This is a genomic window from Gardnerella sp. c23Ub_4, assembly GCF_055804115.1.
Map to the genome: position 1 here is coordinate 190,608 of NZ_JANUYO010000001.1, position 24,111 is coordinate 214,718.

Genomic DNA, 24,111 nt, shown 5'->3' on the forward strand with positions numbered 1-24,111 from the left:
ATTTATTTGTTTGCTTTAATTAGTTTTAACTATCTATGCAATAGCAACAGCAGATTTTTCTTCTTTCTCGGGGTAACTTTCCGAAATATACACAGATGCAAGAACTGTAAAAATAAACGCCTGCAAGCCTGCGACTATTATTTCGAATACTGTAAACAGAATGCCACCAAGCAGCCATAATGCACCGCCTAAGGCAAGGAGTTTATTGCTGGAATCCACCACAAAGAAGTTGGTGAATACTAGGCAAGTGGCCACCAGCAAATGGCCAGCAATCATATTCGCAAACAAACGGATTGTAAGCGAAAGTGGTCGCACAATCAATAATTCCAGCAGCTGCAATGGCGTAAGAATAAAGTAAATCGGCCATGGCACTCCTGCTGGGAACAAGGATTCGCGGAAGAACGTTAGGAATCCTTTTTCTCTAATTCCAGTGATTAAGTATTGGCACACAACCCAAAGAGCAAACACTAATGGCCCTGTAATAGTTGCGGTTGCAGCTATATTTAAGCCTGGAATAACTGAGCAAAGATTAAAGAAGAATATTGTTATAAAAAGAGTTGTAATCATTGGCACATAACGCTTTCCGCGCTCTTCGCCAATCATTTCGTACACAATGTTAAATCGCACAAAGTCCATTAGAATTTCTAGCACGCTTTGGAATCTTCCTGGAACCACTTTTGCGCGGGCTGCTCCAATGCCAAAAATAATCATAACGATTACGGCCATAATAAGACGCACCATAATAATTCGATTCATGGCAAAAGGTGTGCCTTGGAATAAAATCTCTGGCGGCAAAAAGTCATTAATGCTTGGCATCTCTGGCTTTGCTGAAGCTAGCAACGCCGCAACATTTATATGCGCAGCTTTCGCTAAAACTTCTATAGCTCCACTCATTCGTGCCTCCTTTTAGGACTCTTTTACAATACAGTTGCGTTAAGTATAAAGTTATTCACAAGCTAGTTTGTAAAACCGTAAATCCTGTAAATTCATTCGTTGACGTATGTGCGAAACGAAAACATATCTCTAAAAAGCTGATTCTACTCTTAGTTTGTACATTTGAGTTATATTTGAGTTATATTGCTGATTATTAACGAGTGTTGCGATTATAGCAAGTGCGCAAATTCTTAATAACTAGCTTTAGTCACTTGTTTATTATACTCCACATTTGTTTAGAATTAAACTGCTTGCGCGATAAAATTATGCGAGAAACACGCCGAAGACTTGACAAATCCAAATTTGCCCCTATCGTAGATAGAGCTGCTAAAAGTAGCCGACGCGGGGTGGAGCAGCTCGGTAGCTCGCTGGGCTCATAACCCAGAGGTCCATGGTTCAAATCCATGCCCCGCTACTTAAGCCAAGAATCGCATATTTCTCACGAATGCGAATCTTGGCTTTTCTTTTACTAACTAACTGCTCCTGCAAGCTTTCTGCGAACATATTCACTTCTGCTTATATGGTAACTTTTCGATGCTCTTGTTATGCTTTCAAGCTGCGCTTTAGGGAGTTTTATTGTCATACTAACTAAAGGTTCATCTTTTGCAGAAGCCGCATGTAGCCCATAATATACAGGTCCTATTACTCCATCATCTTGGTTCTCATCTTCTAAAACCTCAACATCCTTATCAATTTGTTCGGATGTCATTCCAAATTTTCTTAGCAGACTCTCTTCATTCATTTTCAATACCTTCTTTTAGCTAACTCAATTTCTTTAGCGTGACATATCTGATGTATCAATAAAGAAGGATTGCTAGGCGGCGGCGAGCGCGATTCAAACGCTCATCGCCAGCTGGAAGCATTGCAAAATACTCAAGCATGCGGTTTTTAATTTCCTCTGCGCAATTTTTGTGAGAAGCAAGAAAATCAAGAAGCCTGCCAAAAGCATCGTCAATGTGGCCGTCAATCATATCTACATCTGCTACAGCAAGCTGAGCGGAAGCATCGCCAGGATTATCGCCAGCAGCCTTGCGCACAGCCTCCACGTTTGTATTCATATTTCTGCTAAGAAGCAAAGCCTTAGCGCGCTCACGAGATGCCAATTCGTCATTCGGATTAGCTTGCAATACTTTTTCATACTCGCGCGCAGCAAGAGCATAATCGCCATTCATAGCTGCATCGTGTGCAATTTTGTGCTCAGGTGGAATGCTAGAGGAGTCGCCAGAATCCGCAGAGTCGCCAGAATCCGCAGAATTATCGTCTACACCAGAATATGCCGAATCAACATAAGGAGCCGTTCCAGCAACACCAGACTTTTCCGCAACTTTAACTAATTGCGGCAAAATGGCACTACAAATCTGATTCAACTCATCTTCACTAGGCAATCCTTGGCAAATAGGCATTGGCCTGCCACCAACCAATCCATATACAGCTGGAAGCTGCTGCGCGCGCAAAGCTTGAGCAATCGATGGGCTTTCATCCGCATCAATTCGCGCAAGCTGCATTCTGCCATCTAAGGCACTAACGGAATCCGCAAGTTTTTGCGCTAAGTCGTAAGAAGTTTCGTCACTTTTTTGCCAAACAAGCAAAATAATTGGAAAACTTACGGAAGTTTGAACCATTGCTTGGAAAGTTTGATCGTTAACATCAATCACATATCCGCCTGCAAGTGGAATTTTAGACTGCGGTTTGCCAGATTTTTCGGCAGCTTCGCGCTTTGCAAGAGCCTCAGCCTTGCGCTTTACACCTTCTAGGTCTACTGCACCAGCAAGCGAAAATCCGCCTGGGTTCATACCCATAGATTGTGAATCAACCATATTTCCTCTTTTGCTTGTATTGCTTTACAAATATCTATAAGGCGTTAAACGCATTACAGAAAGCCTAAGGCGCTTCTACAACGCTTCTACCTTTATAGGCTGACGTTCTGCTCCAACTGGAATAATCTTTGCGTCCGAACCAGCAGGAGGCACAACCATCGCAATAACGTTCACATAAGTCACGCGCATTGTAGAAGTGGCCTTAGAATCCCCAAATAACGCTTTTTCTTCGTCGGAAGCTGGCCTAGATTCGCGGCCTTCTCCCGCTTTTCTAGTCCAAACTGAATCAATGCGAGCAATAACCAAATCACTCCCATCGCTTGCGCGCATAACGCTAATCTGGTTCGTTACAGGAGTAAAAACTTGTTCTTGAGATCCCTTATTTCGCTCCATTCCAGCTTGAACTGTTTTAGAAAGCTCGCTTAATTTTGATCGCAAGTAATCATTAGCAAAATACTTTGCAAACTTGCTCGATTCTCCTCTTTGCAAAACATCCGCATACGCTGCAGCAGCCGCGTGTGGAGACATAACAAGTCCCGAATCATTAGCTTTACCCATAGAAGCTCCTATTGAAGGAACTGGGAATTTTGGCAAATGCACGCCAGGGAAAAGCCTTGCAACAGCCCAAAGCTTGTAGTTTGAGCGCGCACTATCTTGGCGAATAACCAACAATCGTTTAGACTGCTGGTCTTTTGTTGTTGTGGTAATTGTCATTAAATCGCGCGGCCAACTTGCGTTTGTTGGAACAATTGTTTGAGCAACTTCACGCGGAATAGTGGTTTTTGCATCTAGCTTGCCCGTTTTTGCAGCAATCGCCAGCTCGCTTGCGCGCACAAGAGCCGAAGGTCCGCTCATGTATTCTGCAAGATTACTTGCGTTTTTCTCTTCGTTAGCTTTTTCTAAAGAGCGCAAAACTCTTAAACGTATATCTTTTTCTTTGATTGGCGTTACATCTGGAAGCTCTTTAACGCTAGAGCCTTCTGCAGCCTTAGGAACTTGGCCTTCGCAAGCGCAAAGCGTAAGGCACATTGCAGAAGCAACTACCGAAACACACGCAAAACGCGCATAGTGCTTGATTTTATGAGCATAAAACATAGTCACACTTTCCAAAATACGTTATTTTTTGCGGTTTTTTAAAGGTTTTGAGGAGCCATTTTGTGAACCATTTTGGCGGCTGGCATTTTGATGGCTAGCATTATTAAAGCCATTTGCATCATGATTAGCGTTATTACTGGACTTGTTGCCGTTGGTATTTCCGCCACTTGCAGAGCCACTCGTGCGATTCTCTGAGCCTTTATACTTGCGATTTTTGCCACGATTTTGGCTTCTGTAGTCACGATGGTTAAACTGGTTACGCGACTTTCGCCTTGCTTCGCCAGGCTTTGCATCGCCAGGCTTTGCACTAGTAGAATCGAAAGCAGCCGACGGTTTGCCAAGATTTTCGACAATGCGATTATCGCTCTTACGCCCAGCATCGTCTTTATAACACTCTGCATCCATTCTGCCATCTCGATTTTTACGCTCACCGCGATTGGCTTTCTTGGAGCCTCCAGCAGAATTTTCTTTGCGATTATTGCGATCGCTGCGATTTTTATATGATTCCTTCTTGTAGCGCTTTTTTGCAAATCCAGATTCCGATTTAGATGCGCTTTCTGATTTTTCTGATTTTTGTGATTCTCCAGGCTTCCCTGCGATTCCCGAATTTCTAGATTCGCTAGATTCCGCAGATTCATGCAAATCCTTCGATTGCTCCGACTGATTCGCGCTAGACAAGTCGAAAGACTCCGCTGCATTATTCTCCGCAGCGTTATTCCCTGCAACGTTATTCCCTGCAGCATTATTCCCTGCTGCAAAATCGCCCTTAAAATCAGAACCCGACTCGCTCGCAAGCCTTGCAAAATAAGCTTGCAAATCATCTTTAGAAATAACAGTTGTTTCGTCTAAAGCCGCAGTAGGGGAAGAATTTAGACCAGACTTTACGCTTATAGAAGAATCTCCAGCGGCTTGCGACTTTGTTGTACGCGTTCTTGCGTGAACTCCGTGACGCGCATGCGCACCAGAACCCACTTTATGCTTAGACTTTTTGTCTTTGCGACCGCCAAAAATGCCAGCTATTGTTCCAGCCAAAGCCTCCGAGAACTTAACTTCTTCTTGGCTATTGTTTTCAACACTAATCAATCCCGTTCTGCTTGCAACAAGTCGCTTGTTTCGTCTGCGATGCGGAGCCATTGCAAACACAGAAGCCGAAAGGCCACATAGCAAAATAAACAGCGCTCCTACAAAATACATAGGAGTAGCAAAATCAGGAAGATTATGCCTGCGCCAACGCAATTCAACGAAAGCTTCGGGAGAATTCTTACCAAGATCGATTATAAGAACCCTGCGTGCAATTTTTGATTGCAACTCCGACGACAATTTTTGATGAGAAGTCTGCGATTGCGCGCCATTTTGAGCATTGCTTTGCGCACTATTTTGCTCTTGCGACTCCTGCTTTATCGCTAAATCCGCCGCATTCCCCACTTGCTCAAAGTCGGCAGCATTTACAAACAACTTTGCCAAACCCATTTGGCAAGTGGCGTTAGTCCATAAATCGGAATCCTTAAAATCAACGTCTTTAGAAGCATCTTTAGAAACGTCTTTAGAAACCTTAGAATCGGCCGTTTTTGCGCTATCTACACGCGCGTTATCGTCTGCCTTCATAACATCGGTAGAAAGACTACTCCAGTTATTAAGGCCCGTTATTCGCTGAACGGAATAACCCTTAGTCCATCCACGAACATCTTTAGCTAAGCCAACTGCAACGCAAATCGGCTTGCGACTATTTAGTGCCGCAACGCTAATCTTTACTCTATAGTCAACAAGATTCAAAACGCCTGGATCTGTAACAATGTATCTAGACCCATACACGTTTGCATGCGCCGAAACAATAGAGCTTGGCTTCCAAACAGTTGCGTTAAGCACACCAAGAACAATACTAAGAGCAGCAAGAAGGCCAAAAATTGGGGCCACTACTCCTCGCATAAACCTAGCTCGTTTTGTAGGACGTTGCATCAAACCTCTTTCTTAAGCTTGGCACGCCGCCAATTAGGCACCCCGCACGCGCACAAACTTATTAACGTAATTCTAAATTCGTTATATTTTATCCACTGCTATCTATTCTACAATCTTTACTAATCTTTTATAAGGTTTGATGTTTTGCGCAATAAATCACGCTGGAATTGCGACTAAATCGCTCTTAAATCGCGCTAAAATCGCTAGTTAAATCACACTAAAATCGCACACAAATCGCTAGTTAAATCACACCAAAATCACATGCAAGTTATAGTCTTAAACTTATGACAAAAACCAAATTAAATTTGACTAAATCAGTTATAACTCGAGTAATTTGTGCTGCGAGCGCAATTGCCATGTGCTTTGGATTAGCATCTTGTAGCGCAAACAGCGAGTCAAGCAATGGCGCAGCAAGCAGCGAAGCAAATGCAGCTGGAATGAGCGTTTTAAGCGGCGTTAAGGCTAGCGGAGCTTTAGGAAAGCAGCCAAAGGTTGAGTTAACAGCGCCTATAGATGTTAAGCCAAATTCTTACGCCATTTTGCAAGACGGAAATGGCGCTAAAATCCCAGAAAATAGTCGCGTATGCGCTAATGGCATTGTATACAACGCTAAAAACGGCAAAGAGCTTATGAACACCTGGAAGCAAGGAAAGCCAGACTGCTCAATTGTTGTTAAAAAGGGTGTTACTAGCAAGTCTTACTACACGCTGCTTAAGGGCAGGAAGATTAATTCCACGATTGCGTTTGGAATTCCTGCAAATCCACAAACTAAGCAAGACGCGTACGTAATGGTGTTAACTCTTGTTTCTGCAATGAAAACTCTTGATCGCGCAACAGGCAACAAGGTCAAAGATATTCCGCAAAATCTGCCGAAGGTAACTCTTGATAAGTCTGGCGCACCGTCATTAGATAAGAATAACTACGTGCCAAATGGAAAGTTGATTTCTCAAACTTTGATTGAAGGCAACGGCAAAGTGGTTACCGAAAAAAGCACAGTAACCGCTCACTACACTGGATGGACTACAGACAAAGACGGAAAATTGTACCAATTTGACTCATCATGGAAGCGCGGCACTCCTGCAGACTTCTCGCTGGCTGGTCAAGTTATTCCAGGATGGACTAAAGGCTTAGCTGGAAAGAAAGTTGGATCACAAGTTCTTTTGGTAATTCCGCCAGAAGATGGATATGGCAAAGAAGACAAGAAGGACGCAAAAGGAAACGTAACGATTCCTGCAAATTCAACGCTTTACTTTGTTGTAGATATTCTCTACGCTTCGTGATTAGTTGCGAATTCAGTTGCAAGTTAACTTGCGATTAAACTGCGATTAATGTTATGCCGCGCTTGAATAAATCTTGCGCGGAATTTTTGTACGCGCTCCGACCTGCCTGAGCGCTTTGAGCGTAGCGCGCGAAGGCAATTCGGAGCGCTGAGCCGCTCAAACGTAAAGTCCAGTGGACTTTACGCGCGGCGAAGACGTGAGCGCGCTGTAACGCGCGAACTATTTGCCAAATTTGGTACAAAGTCGGGAAACCGCCAGCGTTACAAACGTCTCACCGCCGAGACAAATGTAACAAATCTTGGGCAAAGCGCGAAGGCAGTAGAAGCAAAAAAGCCAGAGCTAAATGCCCTGGCTTTTGGCTAATCGTAAGCTAATTAACACCGCGCGGCTTACGCGTATGCGTGCGAATCAAGTATTCTTGGCTATCTACCAATGGCCTGCCTTCTGCATCGCGAGAATGCAACGTGTAAGTGCCGTCGCCATCCATCCACCAAGAAACCGTTGAATCCGCCATTTGCAAGTCAATGTACTGAATCAACGCTTCCACCTGGTCTGGGGCGCTTATGCGAACCAGCGTTTCAACGCGCCTATCAAGGTTGCGGTGCATTAGATCTGCCGAACCAATCCACACTTCTGGTCCGCTTGCAGGGCCGTCGCCAATTTGCGGACCGCAAGAATTAGCAAAAGCGTAGATTCGGCTGTGCTCAAGGAATCTGCCAAGAATAGAGCGAACGCGAATATTCTCGCTCAAGCCTTCAATGCCAGGCTTTAGCGAGCAAATTCCACGCTCCACAATGTCAATCTTTACGCCAGCTTGAGCCGCACGATACAAAGCGTCAATCGTCTTTTCGTCAACAACAGAATTGACTTTAATCTTAATCCACGCTTCTTTTCCAGCAAGAGCCGCCGCCTCTTCCCTGCGGATTCGCTCAATAATGCCAGTTCGAACTGTGCGAGGAGCTACAAGCAAGCGATGGAAGCTAGACTTTGGAGCATAACCCGAAAGCTGATTAAACAAGCGAGTCAAATCTTGACCAACTACAGGATCGCAAGTAAGCAAGCCCAAATCTGTGTAAAGGCGAGCCGTCTTAGGATTGTAGTTGCCAGTTCCAACGTGGCAATAGCGGCGCAATCCTTCGGCTTCTTGGCGAACCACAAGCGAAAGCTTGCAATGCGTCTTCAATCCAACAATGCCGTAAACAACGTGAACGCCTGCGCGCTCAAGCTTACGTGCCCAAGCAATGTTGGCATCTTCGTCGAATCGCGCCTTAATCTCCACCAGCGCAAGAACCTGCTTGCCAGCGTGAGCCGCGTCTACGAGAGCGTCGATAATCGGCGAATTACTAGACGTGCGGTACAGCGTTTGCTTAATTGCAAGCACCTTTGGATCCGCCGCCGCCTGCGCCAAGAACGCTTGAACAGACGTAGAGAACGAATCGTAAGGATGATGCAACAAAATGTCGTGCTCACGAATCGAAGCGAAAATATCTTGCGCGTGGCTAGTTTCCACTTCTGCAATCTGACGATTTGTAGTAGGAATAAACGGACGATACTTCAAATCTGGGCGATCCAACGCTTGCAATTCAAAAAGAACCGTCATATCTAGCGGCGAAGGCAAACGATAGACTTCTTCTGGGCTTACGCGCAATTGATTAGCCAGCAGCTGCGATAAGAATGGGCTAGCTTCGTCGGAAATCTCAAGACGAATAGGCGGTCCGAACCTGCGGCGCAAAAGCTCCTTTTCCATAGCGTTAAGCAAGTTTTCTGCATCGTCTTCCTCAACGTCAATATCCTCGTTACGCGTAACGCGGAATGAGCGAGCTTCTTTAATAATCATGCCTGGGAAAAGCGATTCCAAATGCGCTGCAATCAACTTTTCCATAGTAATGAATCCGTAGCGCTCTTCGCGGCCTTCTTCGTCTGTTAAATCATCAACTGGAACAAGACGATTCAAATTATCTGGAATCTTTACGCGAGCAAAATGCGACTTTCCAGAATTTGGATTTTCAACAATAACAGCCAAGTTGATTGACTTGCCAGAAATATATGGGAACGGGTGTGCAGGATCTACCGCAAGTGGCGTTAATACTGGGAAAACCTGCTTGCGATAATAATCTGAAAGCCTATCTTTTTCGGATTGAGTGAGCTTATCCCAACTGAGCATAACAATGCGCTGCTTAGCAAGCTCTGGCAAAATGTGGTCAATAACATAATGCGCATGCTCATCTTGACGACGATGCGTAACCTCGCTAATCGCGCGCAATTGTTGACGTGGACTAAGCCCACTTGCAGCGGTTACTGCGATTCCTGAGTCGATTCTGCGCTTTAAGCCTGCAACTCGAACCATAAAGAACTCGTCTAGGTTGGAGGCAAAGATGGCTGCAAAGTTAGCGCGTTCAAGAAGTGGTAAATCGGTATTTTGCGCTAACTCAAGCACGCGACGATTGAACTTTAACCAGCTAAGCTCGCGGTCAAAGAAGCGATCTTTTGGCAACGGTAGCTCGCCCTCACGAGCTTCACGTTTTTCTGCCTTTTCGTCTTCGGCGATGTGCTCTGCAATCTGGCCGCGCAAAATCGCCTTTGAGGGAGCGTCAAAAATTTGTACCATACTCCGTAATTGTATGCGCTGTAAGGGATGTGCGCGACTGAGTGTCGGCGGTGGCTAGTGCTCGACACGCCGATATCTTCAATATGCGAACGCATTTGAACATGACAACCATTGCATGTTCACAAAATGATGCAAAACCATCTATTTTTTATGTGCGAATGAACACTAATTACAATATGTTAACAAAAGCAATTTTGCACTTTACTCTTGAGTAAAAAGTTGTGATAATAATAATCACAAGAACAAATTAAAAGAGCGGTAACCCACAAAAATGTATGGATGTTAGATTCCAATTACGTTGGACGGATACTTAAGACTTTTACCGTTGCAACGAGGATGTTGTGCAGATGAATCCGCAAGATTGTTTTTGTAAACAAGAGGCTCGCCAAGGTGGTGAGCCTCTTTTGATGTGGATTTTAGTTCGCCGCCGTCTACTAAGTCTCCCACTACACGCATTGCACGCGCTATGCCACTCACACTGTCTGGCTCTTAGGGGAAACTATCAAAGAACAATTGCTGAAACAATATTGTTGAAATTCATTTTCTTAGCTTCTTTGAAAATGATTTATTAGGTAGCAGCAAAACAATTAAGAAGGATCGAAGAACCATGCAACATTCATTTACAGTAATGTTGGCAGCCGAGTTTATTGGCACTGCCATTCTTATGATTTTTGGCAATGGAGCCGTTGCCAATGTTGAACTTAAAAACACTAAAGGTCATCACGCAGGCTGGTTAAACATTGCTATGGGCTATGGTTTTGGCGTTATGTTCCCAGTGCTCATGTTCGGCGGAATTTCTGGCGCACACATAAATCCTGCTATGACAATTGCACAAGCCATAAATGGCATGTTCCCGTGGCAAAATGTTGCACCTTATATTGTTGCTCAGCTTTTGGGCGCGCTTGTTGGCCAGCTTATTGTGTACGTAACTTATTTGCCACATTACAACGAGACTGAAGAGCCAGAAGCAATTCTTGGCACGTTCTGCACTACGGATGCCTACAATAACAAGCTTAACTACTTCCTCAACGAATTCTTTGGCACGCTCGTGCTTGTTTTGGCAGCTCTTTGCTGCCTAACTTCTCCTTGGGGAGAGAAGAATTTGGCTGGCGCATCAATCGTAGTTGGCTTTGTTGTTTGGGGATTGGTGACTTCTATGGGCGGCCCAACTGGTCCTGCTTTGAATCCCGCTCGAGACATTATGCCGCGTTTGCTTCACGCCATTTTGCCAATTCCGCACAAGGGTTCTTCTCGCTGGTGCGAAGCGTGGATTCCAGTCGTAGCTCCTACTGCTGGCGCAATCTTGGGCGTGCTTATGTTTAAGTCGCTATTTGCGTAAATTAGATTTATCGTAAATTAGACTTATCGTAAATTAGCATAAATTATTAGCGTAATTTTATAAGCACAATTTTAGAGCATAATAAATGAGCGTAATTGGTAGATTCGCACCCACTCCTTCTGGGCGTATGCATATTGGAAACATGGTTGCTATGCTTGCGGCTTGGCTTTCCGCAAAGTCGCAAGGTGGAAGCATGATTTTGCGCCTGGAAGATCTGGACATTGCTAGAATGCCAAAAGATGCAAGCGCGCGAGTGATTGACGACTTGCATTGGGCTGGGCTTGATTGGGTTGGCGAGCAGATTTATCAGCATAATCGCAATGCAATCTACCAAGAAGCTCTGGAATCTCTGGAATCTTTGCAAGACGACGACGGAAATTCGTTGATTTACCCGTGTTTTTGCTCGCGTTCCGATATTCGAGCAATCGCAGCGCCGCAAGAAGGCGACGGATTTATACGCTACCCGAGTACGTGCAGAAATCTGCGCAAAACTGCGGAAGGCCTGGCACAAATCGAAAAGCGTTTGCAAAATCATCAGCAACATTCTTTACGACTTGCTGTTCCCTCGGCTGATTCGCCGCAAGCGAATGTGAGTTTTGAAGACGCGATTTTTGGGGAGCAATCGTTTAACATTAATCGCGATTTGGGAGACATGGTGATTCGCCGCGCGGATGGCGTTTTTTCTTATCAGCTTGCTGTTGTTGTTGACGATGTTTTAAGCGGAGTAAATGATATTGTGCGCGGCCGCGATTTGCTTCGTTCTGCTGCGCTTCAGATTTGGATTGGTGAGCTGCTAGAAAAGTCTGGATTTTTTGCAGCTCATGGCGTGCATTATGTGCAGCCAAAATTTGCGCATTTGCCACTGATTGATAACGCTCAAGGAGAGCGACTCGCAAAAAGTAAGCACTCGCTAGACGTTGGCGCGCTTCGAGAATCTGGCTGGAGCGCCGAGCGCATGATTGGCTATTGCATGTATCTTTTGGGATACAGGAATCCTGGTCAAAATCAGCCTGTAGATATGAGCGCAAACGATGCGCTTGCGTTGTTTGAAAACTTTGACACGCCGTGGGATTCTGTTCGCGCAAACCTAGCCGACAAATCCGTGCCCTTCCTCGACTAAACTATGTATTTAGACTGATAGATTGGGGCAATAAATGGCATATATGACGCAAAAAGATTTAGCGAATACTGAGGTTGATTGTGTTCGTACGCGTCAAATTGCCGACGGCGTGCACATCGTGCAAGACACCATTGCTCAAGCCGAATCGCGTTACGGGCGCAAAGCTGGGTCTGTTACGCTGCTTGCTGCAACTAAAACGCGCGATGTTGGCGAAATCATGGCAGCGCTTCGTGCTGAAGTGCGCGTAATTGGGGAAAATCGTACGCAAGAAATTGTTGCAAAAGCCGAGATTTTACGCGCAGAGGCTGCTAAAGAAGGCTTAAGCGTTGGTGTAAACGGCGAAATTCCGCTCTACTTAATTGGTCAGCTGCAAAGCAATAAAATAAACAAAGTTTTGCCGCTTGCAAATGGGATTCAGTCGGTTGATGGCATTGATCTTGCACAAAAAATATCTGCTCGCGCGCAAAATTTGGGACTTTGCACAAACGTTATGCTGGAAGTGAACGTTTCGGGAGAAGCTACGAAATCTGGGTGCGCTCCAGAACGTGCGATTGACGAAGCACTCGCTATATCTAGTTTGCCATCGCTTAATTTGCGCGGATTAATGACGCTTGGAGCGCGCGTGAATGATGAAAAAATAGTGAGAAGTGGTTTCGCAAAATTGCGAGAAATTAGAGATTGCGTGAGTGAACAACTAGCGCAAGATCATGATGGAAACTCTGCAAAATTAGAGCTTTCAATGGGAATGTCCGGCGATTTTGCGTGGGCGATTGCCGAAGGTTCGACGATGGTTCGAATCGGTTCGGCAATCTTTGGCCCGCGCGCATTTGTGTAGTATTAAGTTTTGTCTAGCTTCTGATTTTTATCTTTTACTTTTATTGCCGTTACGCATGCATAATCACATTGCGCAGCGAACCAATGCCATCTACATGCACAATCGCTTCGTCACCAGCGCGCAAAGTTCCTGCTGGATACGGCGTTCCAGTCAAAATCACATCTCCTGGAAGAAGCGTTGAGAAGCTTGAAATCGCAGCAATTTGCTCTGGAATACTGTGGATTAATCGTGCTGTAGTGCCGTCCGCCTCTGTCACATCTTTACCATTAAGCGTAAAGGATATATGCGCGTCTCGCCAATTTAGCTCTGTTGTAATCCATGGGCCAAGTGGGCAAGAAGTGTCAAAGCCCTTTGCGCGCGTAAACATTGGGTCGCTGCCTGCGCAATCGCGCAAAGTCACGTCATTTACGCAAGTAAAGCCAAAAACATAGTCCATTGCAGCATCTGCCGACACATTTTTGGCGATTTTGCCCATAACAACAGCCACTTCTGGCTCAAAATTCATATCGTTCGAAAAAGCAGGAATAACAATCGGATCGTCTGGACCGACTACAGAAGTACTTGGCTTTGTAAAAATCACCATATCCGCTGCAGTATGCGACGCGGCCGCAGCAGAAGATGCGCGCTCTTCAGCAGAACGCGTATCGTAGTTTTTTACCAATCCGTAGACTTTTGAAGGAATCACTGGCGCAAGCAGGCGCACGCCATCGGCATCTAACTCGTAGCGCTTGCCTGTTGGCTTAACTCCTTGAGGGCTTAGTGGATGACCTTCTAGCGCTACTAAATAATCCTTGCCGTCTGCTTCGTCTTTTTGAACAAACGCGTATTGAGGAACTTCATTATAGGAAAAACGTGCAATTCTCATATTTTTAAGATTACGACATATTTAATACTTATTTATTTTTGATACTTATTTATTTTTGATACTTATTTATTTTTGATACTTATTTATTTTTGATACTTATTTATTTTTGATACTTATTTATTTTTGATATTTGACTGACGACTTTGCGATTGACGACTTTGCTGCGGAAAAGTCGCAAGCAACCGAAGATTTAAGGAAACGCCACAAACATCTTGAAAACAAAACTTGAGTGTAGTAGACTCAAGTTTTAGAAATTGACAGAATGTGGTTTGAGTGTAATTGCAAAAATCGCACGCAAATCACCTAAAATCCGCTAGATAGCGGTGCAAATGGGGGTAAATATGGAACAAAAGTTTACAACCTTAGCGCAAGATGCATTAAGTGATGCTGTGCAAAGCGCGGCGGCAGCTGGCAATGCGCAAGTTGATACGTTACATTTGGCCGATGCCTTGCTTCGCCAAGAGCAGGGCGTCGTGCGCGCGCTTATTGCTCAGGCTGGTGCAGATGCGCAACAAATCGGAGCTGAAATTCGCAACGCATTAGTGGCATTGCCTTCATCTACTGGCTCAACTACAACTAAGCCAGATGCAAGTCGTCAGCTTTTAGCTGCGCTAAGTCAAGCCGAAAAAGAGATGCGCGAAATGGGAGACGAATACGTTTCTACGGAACACATGCTTATTGGCATAGTTGCAAGCGCGCCGAATTCTGTTGCAGATATTTTCAAAAAGCACAATGTTTCGGCAGATGCGTTGCGCAAGGCTGTGCCAACTGTGCGCGGAGGTGCGAAAGTGACAAGTCCGGACGCGGAAGGCAACTACAAAGCGCTCGAAAAGTATTCGGTTGATATGACTGCGCGCGCTCGTGAGGGAAAGCTTGACCCTGTGATTGGGCGCGATCAGGAGATTCGTCGCGTGATTCAGATTCTTTCTCGCCGCACGAAGAACAATCCTGTGCTAATTGGCGAGCCTGGCGTTGGTAAAACGGCAGTTGTAGAAGGATTGGCTCAGCGAATTGTTGCAGGAGATGTGCCTACGACTTTGCAAAATAAGCGTCTTATCAGCCTCGACTTAGCTTCGATGGTTGCAGGTTCGAAGTATCGCGGCGAGTTTGAGGAACGCTTAAAGGCAGTGTTGAAGGAAATTCAACAATCAGACGGTCAAATTATTACGTTTATTGACGAAATTCACACTGTTGTTGGCGCAGGATCTGCAGAAGGTTCAATGGATGCTGGCAATATGCTTAAGCCAATGCTTGCGCGCGGCGAGCTGCGCTTGGTTGGCGCAACTACGCTTAACGAGTATCGCGAGCATATTGAAAAGGATTCCGCTCTTGAGCGCAGATTCCAGCAAGTGTTTGTTGGCGAGCCTTCTGTTGAAGATACGGTGACGATTTTGCGTGGGCTTAAGCAACGTTACGAAGCGCATCACAAGGTGACGATTAGTGACGATGCAATCGTAGCTGCAGCAACGCTTTCAAACCGTTATATTACTGGTAGACAACTTCCAGATAAGGCGATTGATTTGGTGGATGAAGCGGCAGCTCACTTGCGTATGGAGCTTGATTCTCAGCCAGAAGAAATCGACGAATTGCAGCGCAAAGTTACGCGTCTTGAAATGGAAGAAATGCAATTAAAGAAAGCGGAAGATGCTGCTGCGCGCGAACGCTTAGAAAAGTTGCAGGAAGAATTAGCTAACTCTCGTGAAAAGCTTTCTGGATTGAAAGCGCGTTGGGATGCGGAAAAAGCTGGCCATAACAAGGTTGGCGATTTGCGAGCGCAACTCGATGCTAAGCGCGTAGAAGCCGACAAATTCACGCGCGAAGGCAATTTGGAGCAAGCAAGCCGTATTTTGTATGGCGAAATTCCAAGCATTCAAAAAGCTTTGGAAGAAGCGGAATCACAGGCTGCTAATGCTAAGAGTGAAGCGAAAGAGCCAATGGTTCCAGACCAGGTTGATGCTGATTCTATTGCTGGAGTTGTTAGCGAATGGACGGGTATTCCTGTTGGTCGTTTAATGCAAGGCGAAAATGAGAAGCTGCTAAACATGGAAAAGGAGCTTTCTAAGCGCGTTGTTGGCCAAAGCGAAGCAATCCAGGCTATAGCGGATGCTGTGCGCAGAAGCCGTGCTGGAATTGCAGACCCAAATCGCCCAACTGGTTCGTTCCTATTCTTGGGTCCTACTGGCGTTGGTAAGACGGAGCTTGCAAAGGCTCTTGCTGACTTTTTGTTTGACGACGAGCGTGCAATGGTTCGCATCGATATGAGCGAGTACATGGAAAAGGCTTCCGTTTCTCGTCTAATCGGTGCTGCTCCTGGCTACATTGGCTACGAGGAAGGCGGTCAGCTTACTGAAGCTGTGCGTAGGCGCCCGTATTCTGTAGTGCTTTTTGACGAAGTTGAGAAGGCACATCCAGAAGTATTCGACATTTTGTTGCAGGTTTTGGATGATGGTCGTTTGACTGACGGTCAGGGTAGAACGGTTGATTTTACGAATACGATTTTGATTATGACATCAAACTTGGGCTCGCAATTCCTTGTGCAAGAAGGCTTGGACGATACTGCTAAACGCAAGGCTGTTATGAACGCTGTTCACGCTGAGTTTAAGCCAGAGTTCATCAACCGTTTGGATGAGCTTGTTATGTTCCATCCGTTGAGCCGCGAAGAGCTTGGTGGAATTGTGGATATTCAAGTTCGTCAAGTGGCTGCACGCTTGAGCGACCGCCGCATTAGCTTGGATGTGAGTGACTCTGCTCGCGCTTGGCTTGCGGAGCATGGCTATGATCCAGTTTATGGTGCTCGTCCTTTGCGTAGATTGGTTCAAACGGAAATTGGCGATCAGCTTGCTCGATTGCTGCTTTCTGGAAAGGTGCATGATGGTGCTCGCGTAGTTGCGGATTGTGAGAATACTAGCGACCATGTGACCCTAAAGATTGCGTAGTGCCTGCATTCTTCAATGTAGCCAAATAATGTAGTCAAATAAAACAAAGCGCGCTGTTTGTTGGATTATTTTCCAGTAGGCAGCGCGCTATTTTGTTGCATAACGCTTATTTTTCTATGCAATAATACGCGTGTCTAATTATGTTTCAAAAGTCGAACCAGTAGTGTTTAATAGAACGTATGTTCGATAATATTGTGATGTTTGTTTTAATGGTGGTTGCTGTTGTAATAACCGCCATTGTTGTGTTGGCTATTGTTAAGCACAACTCTGGAACGCAAGGCGTTAATGGCGTAAGTCAACGCGAATTTAACGAATTGCGCTCGCAGTACGAGCAAGCGCGCGCTCAAGCTCAAGAAAATGGCAATCAGGCTATACGATATCGCACACAATCAGAGCAGCTTGCTGAGCGATTAAAGTTTGTTGAAGCAGAACTTGCTAAAGCGCAGCAAGCAGAACAATTGCGAGTGAATCGCGAAGAACAATTGCGAGCAGAACGAGAAGAACGCGAACGGTTAAATCGTGAAAAAACTTTGAAAGAGCAAGGCAAAGTCTTGGAAGCGCTTGCTCCAGTAAAAGACAATCTCGAAGCTTTGAAGAATAAAGTTTCGCAGATTGAAGAAGGCCGCAAGCAAGAAATGGGTGTGCTGAGCACTCAGCTTAAAGGATTAAGCGAGCAGCAAACAAGGCTTGACCGCGAAACAAGTTCGCTTTCTGCAGCATTGCGTAATAACAAGGTTCGCGGAGCTTGGGGCGAGGCTCAGCTAAAGAATATTGTGGAATCCGCAGGCTTGCTTGAGCATGTTGATTTTGATACGCAAGTTGTTGTAACGGGAGTAAATGGCGAACAGCAGAGGCCAGATATGGTTGTGCATCTGCCAGGAGGCAAAACAATTCCAGTTGATGCAAAAGTTCCATATGCGGATTATCAACGTGCTTGTGAAATTCCAGATAATGCAAGTGACGAAGAATTGGCTAGAAGAAGTGAGCTTCTAAAAGCGCACGCTAAGGCTTTGCGAGAACACGTGCGAGTATTGGGAGCTAAAGCGTATTGGCAGGCTTTTGAAACAGCACCAGATTTTGTAGTTGCGTTTATTCCAAACGAAGCGTTGCTTCAGGCAGCTCTTGAAGCGGACCCAACGCTTATGGATGATGCTTTTGCGCAAAAAGTAGCACTCACTTCCCCAGTTACTTTGTGGGCCGTGCTTAAGTCTGTTGCATACGCATGGCAGCAGCAAAGTCTTACAGATGACGCAAAAGAACTTTTCGATTTATCTCGAGAATTGTACGATCGCTTTGCGGTTCTTGGAGAAAATGCTTCAAAACTTGGCGTATCTTTGGCAAGAACAGTCGCAGCTTACAATAAGTTTGCTTCCTCGCTTGAGTCGCGAGTGTTGGTAACAGCGCGTAAACTTCAGAAGTTAGATCAAAGTAAAGTTATTGCTTCAATAGATCTTATCGATTCTGATAAAGCTGATGTTAAAGAGCTGAGCGCTCCAGAAGTATCAGTAGAAGATCATTAAGCGTAAAAACATCAAAGCATCAAAAATTGAAGAACTCTAACGCTAAGGAGTGCAAAAATGACAGAATTACAAGAGGAACGCGCGGAACTTAAACGCATGCTTTGTGCGGATATGAGTGCGAAACCATTTAGCGAACTGTTTTCTGTTACTTTTAATCAGCGCGGCTCTAAGCTGGTTGGTGATGTTCTTTTTGATGCAATTGAGAAAGCTGGGTATTCGTTAGAGCGCGATGTTGACGCAGTTGGAGCATTAACTGCTGCTGCAGTGCCGATGGTTTTTGCACTTATTCATGCTGCAGAACGTAAAGGAATTGCACTCGACGGCTTCGTTATGGATTTTGTTTTCCCTGCAACAAAAGGTCCGTCAGTTAAAGGCAAGCGAGTATTGTTGCTTGATTCTTGGCTTTCTGAAAAATCGTATGTTCAAACTTCTTCGCTTGTGACTTTACGACACGGAAATGAATTAAGTCTTGATTTTGGCATTGTTAATCAGCAAGGCGCGCAAATTCTTGCTATAGTTGCATTAATTGGTGGTGTTGACGCCGACGAACAAGGCACGAGGCATCTTCAATTAGTAAATCCAATAAGCGAGGAGAGTACTAAAATGGCATTTGTTCAAGCTTTCAGTGAAGAAGAATTACGTGCAGATGCAGATCACGAAGATTGCTGCAACGACAACTGCTGTGGCGGTCATTGCGAGGTTAAATGCACGGGAGATTGTGCTAACGATGGTTGCACTGAGCCTTGCTGTGAAGATAATTGCTGCGGTGGCCATTGCAAGGTAGAGTGCACTGGTGATTGTGCTCATGACGGTTGCACTGAGCCATGCTGCGAAGACAACTGCTGCGGAGGCCACTGCAAGTCAGGTTGCACAGGCGATTGCGCAACAGACGGCTGCCAAGACTAGCTGTAATGACTAGCTGCAAAGACTAGCTGCCAATACTAAGCAAAAGTATTAAACGGAGCAAAACTCACACATGCACGAACCGAATCCAATTACTTTGGCTGCAAAAGCTTCCGATGAGCCAGAATTTCGACCTATAGGAGTTGGCCCGTGGGAAGAAGAACACCCAGGTGAGCCTCGTCCAAATAATCCAGAATCGCCAAATTATGATGCGCGGTTTAGCACTGAATTACTAGACAAAGGCGACCAGCGTAACGTTTTAGACTGTTACCGGTACTGGAAAGTAGAAGCCATAAAAGCGGATCTCGATTCTAAAGGTCGTCATGAGTTTGAAGTAGCTGTAGAAAATTGGACTCACGATTTCAACATAGGCTCTATGGTTCGCACTGCAAACGCGTTTACTGCGAAAAAAGTGTATATCGTAGGGCCTCATAAATGGAATCGTAAAGGCTCGTTAATGACCGAGCTATACCAATACGTTGAGTGCTGCCCAACTATTGAAACTCTAGTAACTAATTGGCGCGAAAATATGCTTAAAGAAGCAGAAGAAGCGCATCAACTTTTGCTTAAAGCACAAGCAGAAGGCAATAAAGAAGCCGAAAAAATCGCAAAATCTCAAGAACAAGACGCTAAAAATGCGCGCGTTATAGCGCTAGATATTATTCCAGGCGCAGTTGCTATGGAAACATACAAGTTCCCTAAACGTTGCCTTATGCTTTTTGGTGCAGAAGGTCCGGGTCTTTCTAAAAAAGCACTAGAAATGGCAGATGACGTTGTTTACATTTCGCAATTTGGCTCTGTTCGCTCGCTAAACGCAGGAGCAGCCGCGGCTGTTTCCATGCACGCGTGGATTGCTCAGCATGCAGCACCAAATTGCTGAATATTAATAAGCAATTAATTGAAATTTCAGCAGCAAAATCTCAACAAAAATATTAATTAAAACGCATTAGCCTGTACTCATAAACACTTACATTTTAGGTGTATTTTTTTTATTTGTGATATTGTTAATTTATGTTAGAATTCCAACATATTACAAAGCGTTTTGGCAAAAAAACAGCGCTTAACGACGTTTCTTTTATTGCCGAAGACGGTAAAGTCACGGGCTTTTTGGGCCCTAACGGCGCTGGTAAATCTACTACCATGCGTTGTGTGTTAAATCTTATTCATGCCAATAGTGGCACTTCTCTTATTGACGGCAAACCTTACGCAAAAATTGCCTCTCCAATGACAGAAGTTGGAGCAGTTCTTGACGCAAAGTCTGCTCACAGGGGCCGTACGGCTTACAATCACCTGTATTCACTCGCGTTAACTCACGGAATATCAAAAAAGCGCGTTGACGAAGTGATTGATATTACTGGATTATCAAGTGTTAAAACCCGCAAAGCGGGATCCTTCTCGCTTGGTATGAGTCAGCGTCTTTCGATTGCTGCAGCACTTTTAGCAGACCCACACAATCTTATTTTGGACGAGCCAATTAACGGCTTAGACCCAGAGGGCGTTAAGTGGGTTCGCGAATTATGCAAGTATTACGCAAGCGAAGGCCGTGCAATTTTACTTAGTTCCCACTTAATGAGCGAGGTTGCGCTTACTGCAGATAATCTTGTGATTATTGCGCATGGCGAAATTTTGAAGCGCACAACGGTTCAAGATTTTGTTGATGCACATTCGCAGCACGCTGTGCGACTTGTAACTCCAGAAGGCGAAAAGCTAAAGCAAGTGCTTGCTCAAAATCATCCTGAGTGCAAGATTTTGCCAGATAATCGCACACCTCAAGACGTTCAAGAAGGCGAACTTTTTAGAATAACAGATTGCGAACTAAGTCAAATTGCGCGAGAAATTGCGGATAATCAAATTTTGGTATATCAGCTTAATTACGAGCACGCGTCACTTGAGGAAGCATATTTGGCTCTTACACACGGTCAAGAGCAGTATGTAACGAAGGCTGTTCCTAGCAGCGGCTCGAAGCCGAGTGAACAAAAGCCGAGTGAGCAAAACGTAGAGCAATCTAATAATGATGGGAGTGCAAAATGAGTGAGCAAGTAGCAAATCAGCAAGTGCAATTGGCTGAATCTAACGCACACCAATCTAATGCATATCAATCTAACGCATACAAGACTGGCCGTAGCATGAACGCTCAGCACTTACGCCTTACATTTATGCACACGCTTAAATCTGAAATTGTTAAGCTGCGCGGACTTGCGTCTACGTGGTGGTGCATGGCATTAACAATTGTTTTGCCAGTAATTTTCAGCTTTATAATCGCGCTTGTGCAGAAAGCAATGTCTAAAGTTGACATTAAGAATGGAGCAAATCAAAGTAAATCAAGCGCTGCAATTACTGTTGGACCGAGCGATAAAAGTGACCTTATTGCATCTCAAGAAAGCATTTTCCGCTTGGTCGTTAGCTTTGCTTCTATATCTTTGATTGTTTTGGCGATTTTTGCAGTGCTTGCTGTAACTGCGGAACATTCTACGACTTCAATTCAGGCTTCTCTTACGGCTGTACCTAAAAGGGGTATGTTCTTTACGGCTAAGTTTATTGCGGTTGCAATCTATGTTTTTGTAGCCCAACTTATTGCAATGGCAGTTTCTTTAGCTGCTGCAGAATTAGCTTTTATGGGAGATAACATTTCCGGATTATCGGGAAGCAACGTGTGGAAATTGCCGCTTACTCTGTTCCTTGGCTCTCCTGCAATTATGGTTGTTGTGTCAGCAATGGCCTACGGTTTTGGCATGATTTGCAAGTCAACTGCTGGCGGAATTATGTGCGTTATTGGAGCCGTGATGATTCTGCAGGCCATTGTTAGCATTATTATGCTTGCAAGCAATTTTGCGAAGTGGACTTCAATACTTATTCAGATTTTGCCAGGCAATGCTGCAAGCCAATTCTTAGGAGTCTCCGCTAGTTCTGGGCGGCAACTTCCACCAAACGCATATGTTTTTACATGGTGGCAATCAGGCTTGGTGGTTCTCGCTTGGGGCGTAGTCATGTATGCAATTGGCCACGTTGTTGAAAAACATCGCGATATTTAACTACAAATAATATTTAGCAAACAACAAGGGCTTTATCTCGTAACCGACTACAAGATAAAGCCCTTAATTGTATTCACTTATATTTAATTTATTATTTATTAAATTATCTTTATTAAGTTATTTTTTGAAATTGTGATAAGTATCAGTCGTTCTTCACAGTTTCAGCAACTCGTGGCCACAAGGTGGTGCCCCAGTTCTTGATTGTGCGCTGGCGAACCAGTGGCAAATCGGAACGGTCATATACTGTACGCCATGGTTCCCAAGCCAAGCCGGTCTTCTCAACAAGCTTGATGCGGAGGTTACGCACATTGCCCTTGAACTGAATAGTGGTGTTGAAGTGAGCTGTACGATACTTGCCATTGCCTTCCCAAGCGCGAGAACGCACGTAAGGAGTGCCGTCAATTTCGGTGCCGTACTCATCCCAGTAGATGTAGTAGCGAGCTACGTAAGCTCCACGGTGATCCAAAGTCAAGTAGCCGTCGCGGTAGGAAGAAACCTTGGTTTCAACGTAATCGCTATTGGTTTGCAAAGTTGCTACTTCGTTATCCTTGACGAAGGAAGTGGTGTAAGCAATTGGAACTGCTGGGCTGGAGGTGCTCAAATTTGCGCCTTCTTGAATCAAAGCCTTCAACGTGTCGACGTTGCCGGTAATAACCTTGGCTGCACCGTTTGCGCTGCCGCCGAGAATTACAGCAGTTACAGAAGTGTTCTGCAAAATGCGGTGGAACTCGGTATTTGGCTTGATTTCAACACCCTTGATTGCAGCTTCAACAGCAGCCTGGAAATCGGTGCTCTTGCTGCGGGTGTCGAACTTTACGTACATTGAACGGCCGTAAGCTACGTTGGACACATATACTGGCGGACGCTTGCTGTCTACTCCGCGGCTCTTCAAGCTTTCTGGCGTAGTGCATGGTGCGAAGAAGTCAGCTGGGCTATCTGGAGCATCAACACTTACGGTGTAGTAGGTCTGCTTGAAGTTCACAATTTGAGTCTGCTTTTCGCCCTTGTGCACAGCGTCGAAATCAATCTTCAGCGGAACGCCAATCTTGGCGAAATCAGCACCAAACTTTGCCTTGAGCTGGTTCATGCTTTGTGCGCTTGCAGAATCGTACTGCATGCGAGCTGCAACATGATGGCTTGCAGCGTACTGTGCATTCCACTTGGAAACTAAGCCGTTCACTGTGGAAGTTACAGAGCTCTTGGTTGGGCGCTGAACAGTTACAGCACTTTCGCCGCCGTGGAAGCCTGGCAAATCAACGCTCAACGTGATTGGAGCGCGGTTTGCGGAAATCAGGCTTGGCATATTGTCCATCAAATTCTGGTCAGCGCGGAAAAGAGCACCTGGGTATACGCGATCATCGTTGGCGGAAGTAACCGACAAGTTTGAAGTTGTATTTGTGATGTTCTTCTTCTGATGCTCAACAACAACGAATTCATCGCCCTTGTTGAAGCTATCGCTAGAGAATTTGTTGTCAATGGTTTCGCCATGACGGGCGAGAATGTTTGTTTTATCGTATTGCAAATCCCACAAATAATTATTCAACGAGTCCTTCTTGGCTGCGCAAGATGCGGTTGGCTCAGAATCCTTAGCTGCAGGAGCGGCCATTGCTGGTGCTGCTAAGCATTGTGGAATAATAGTTGCGCCCGCGAGGAGCAACATTGCTGCATTACGGTAGAACTTTGTGTTATTCATATGTGTCCTTCAATTTTATATTTTATGTTATTTTTTATGAGATACCGTAACTTATTTGCTTCTATGCATGGAATGCTTCGCTGCATTAGCTTAATATCTCATAGCATTTAATTATTACATGCTTTTTTATTTCTGGGATAGTGAAATAAAACAAATTTTTTTATTCTGCAAATAAACGT

General features: G+C 45.0%; 19 protein-coding genes and 1 tRNA gene. 11 read left to right on the top strand and 9 right to left on the bottom strand.

The features are described from left to right. Nucleotides 1–33 precede the first annotated feature (33 nt). Nucleotides 34–894 (bottom strand): F0F1 ATP synthase subunit A, encoded by an 861-nt coding sequence (gene atpB / locus NYP67_RS00870; protein ID WP_473411077.1) that lies wholly within the window; start codon nucleotides 892–894, stop codon nucleotides 34–36. A gap of 380 nt (nucleotides 895–1,274) precedes the next feature. Between atpB and NYP67_RS00875 the strand changes: the two genes are divergently transcribed. Continuing rightward, nucleotides 1,275–1,348, top strand: a tRNA-Met gene (locus tag NYP67_RS00875). Nucleotides 1,349–1,402: 54 nt separating this feature from the next. Here NYP67_RS00875 and NYP67_RS00880 read toward each other — a convergent pair. From NYP67_RS00880 to NYP67_RS00895, 4 genes are all read right to left on the bottom strand, one after another. Next, nucleotides 1,403–1,642 carry a CopG family transcriptional regulator gene (locus NYP67_RS00880; RefSeq protein ID WP_230479111.1) on the bottom strand — a complete coding sequence of 80 codons (240 nt, stop codon included), beginning with the start codon at nucleotides 1,640–1,642 and terminating at the stop codon, nucleotides 1,403–1,405. Nucleotides 1,643–1,730: 88 nt separating this feature from the next. After that, a complete protein-coding gene (locus NYP67_RS00885; protein ID WP_473411078.1) occupies nucleotides 1,731–2,750 on the bottom strand; it encodes a tetratricopeptide repeat protein in 1,020 nt (339 codons plus the stop codon). A 75-nt stretch (nucleotides 2,751–2,825) separates the two neighbouring features. Next, nucleotides 2,826–3,845: a DUF8094 domain-containing protein gene (locus NYP67_RS00890; protein ID WP_473411079.1), complete on the bottom strand. Its 1,020-nt coding sequence runs from the start codon at nucleotides 3,843–3,845 to the stop codon at nucleotides 2,826–2,828. 21 nt (nucleotides 3,846–3,866) lie between these two features. Further along, the gene (locus tag NYP67_RS00895) at nucleotides 3,867–5,801 is read right to left on the bottom strand and encodes a hypothetical protein (protein ID WP_473411080.1); all 1,935 of its coding nucleotides are present in this window, start codon (nucleotides 5,799–5,801) and stop codon (nucleotides 3,867–3,869) included. Nucleotides 5,802–6,085: 284 nt separating this feature from the next. Between NYP67_RS00895 and NYP67_RS00900 the strand changes: the two genes are divergently transcribed. After that, entirely contained in the window at nucleotides 6,086–7,081 is a 996-nt protein-coding gene (locus NYP67_RS00900; protein ID WP_473411081.1) for an FKBP-type peptidyl-prolyl cis-trans isomerase, read from the top strand. 370 nt (nucleotides 7,082–7,451) lie between these two features. On the opposite strand, the gene NYP67_RS00905 is transcribed toward NYP67_RS00900, so the two are convergent. Then, nucleotides 7,452–9,689, bottom strand: coding sequence for an RNA degradosome polyphosphate kinase (locus NYP67_RS00905; protein WP_004131519.1), 2,238 nt, complete (start codon nucleotides 9,687–9,689; stop codon nucleotides 7,452–7,454). 282 nt (nucleotides 9,690–9,971) lie between these two features. Then, nucleotides 9,972–10,166, bottom strand: a complete 195-nt coding sequence (locus NYP67_RS00910) for a hypothetical protein (protein WP_473411082.1) — start codon at nucleotides 10,164–10,166, stop codon at nucleotides 9,972–9,974. A gap of 130 nt (nucleotides 10,167–10,296) precedes the next feature. Between NYP67_RS00910 and NYP67_RS00915 the strand changes: the two genes are divergently transcribed. The 3 genes from NYP67_RS00915 (at nucleotide 10,297) to NYP67_RS00925 (ending at nucleotide 12,983) form a co-directional block, all read left to right on the top strand. Continuing rightward, entirely contained in the window at nucleotides 10,297–11,028 is a 732-nt protein-coding gene (locus NYP67_RS00915; RefSeq protein WP_473411083.1) for an MIP/aquaporin family protein, read from the top strand. A gap of 85 nt (nucleotides 11,029–11,113) precedes the next feature. Beyond that, on the top strand, nucleotides 11,114–12,148 hold the full coding sequence (locus tag NYP67_RS00920) for a glutamyl-Q tRNA(Asp) synthetase (RefSeq protein ID WP_473411084.1): 1,035 nt from the start codon (nucleotides 11,114–11,116) through the stop codon (nucleotides 12,146–12,148). 34 nt (nucleotides 12,149–12,182) lie between these two features. Then, entirely contained in the window at nucleotides 12,183–12,983 is an 801-nt protein-coding gene (locus tag NYP67_RS00925) for a YggS family pyridoxal phosphate-dependent enzyme (RefSeq protein ID WP_115761465.1), read from the top strand. A gap of 49 nt (nucleotides 12,984–13,032) precedes the next feature. Here NYP67_RS00925 and NYP67_RS00930 read toward each other — a convergent pair whose 3' ends face one another. Further along, nucleotides 13,033–13,848, bottom strand: coding sequence for a fumarylacetoacetate hydrolase family protein (locus NYP67_RS00930; protein ID WP_473411085.1), 816 nt, complete (start codon nucleotides 13,846–13,848; stop codon nucleotides 13,033–13,035). Between the two features lie 341 nt (nucleotides 13,849–14,189). Here NYP67_RS00930 and clpB point away from each other — a divergent pair, with 341 nt between their 5' ends. From clpB to NYP67_RS00960, 6 genes are all read left to right on the top strand, one after another. Continuing rightward, complete coding sequence (gene clpB / locus NYP67_RS00935; RefSeq protein WP_032840367.1) at nucleotides 14,190–16,784, top strand: ATP-dependent chaperone ClpB; 2,595 nt, start codon at nucleotides 14,190–14,192, stop codon at nucleotides 16,782–16,784. Between the two features lie 179 nt (nucleotides 16,785–16,963). Continuing rightward, entirely contained in the window at nucleotides 16,964–18,304 is a 1,341-nt protein-coding gene (locus tag NYP67_RS00940) for a DNA recombination protein RmuC (RefSeq protein ID WP_473411086.1), read from the top strand. Between the two features lie 57 nt (nucleotides 18,305–18,361). Next, nucleotides 18,362–19,210 carry a hypothetical protein gene (locus NYP67_RS00945; protein WP_473411087.1) on the top strand — a complete coding sequence of 283 codons (849 nt, stop codon included), beginning with the start codon at nucleotides 18,362–18,364 and terminating at the stop codon, nucleotides 19,208–19,210. 70 nt (nucleotides 19,211–19,280) lie between these two features. Further along, nucleotides 19,281–20,087, top strand: a complete 807-nt coding sequence (locus NYP67_RS00950; protein WP_004132281.1) for a TrmH family RNA methyltransferase — start codon at nucleotides 19,281–19,283, stop codon at nucleotides 20,085–20,087. A 131-nt stretch (nucleotides 20,088–20,218) separates the two neighbouring features. Beyond that, nucleotides 20,219–21,238, top strand: coding sequence for an ATP-binding cassette domain-containing protein (locus NYP67_RS00955; protein ID WP_473411088.1), 1,020 nt, complete (start codon nucleotides 20,219–20,221; stop codon nucleotides 21,236–21,238). Beyond that, a complete protein-coding gene (locus NYP67_RS00960) occupies nucleotides 21,235–22,239 on the top strand; it encodes an ABC transporter permease subunit (RefSeq protein WP_004114129.1) in 1,005 nt (334 codons plus the stop codon). The genes NYP67_RS00955 and NYP67_RS00960 overlap by 4 nt, the downstream gene beginning before the upstream one ends. Before the next feature lie 142 nt (nucleotides 22,240–22,381). Here NYP67_RS00960 and vly read toward each other — a convergent pair whose 3' ends face one another. After that, nucleotides 22,382–23,932 (bottom strand): cholesterol-dependent cytolysin vaginolysin, encoded by a 1,551-nt coding sequence (vly, locus tag NYP67_RS00965; protein WP_004574832.1) that lies wholly within the window; start codon nucleotides 23,930–23,932, stop codon nucleotides 22,382–22,384. Nucleotides 23,933–24,111: the final 179 nt, after the last annotated feature.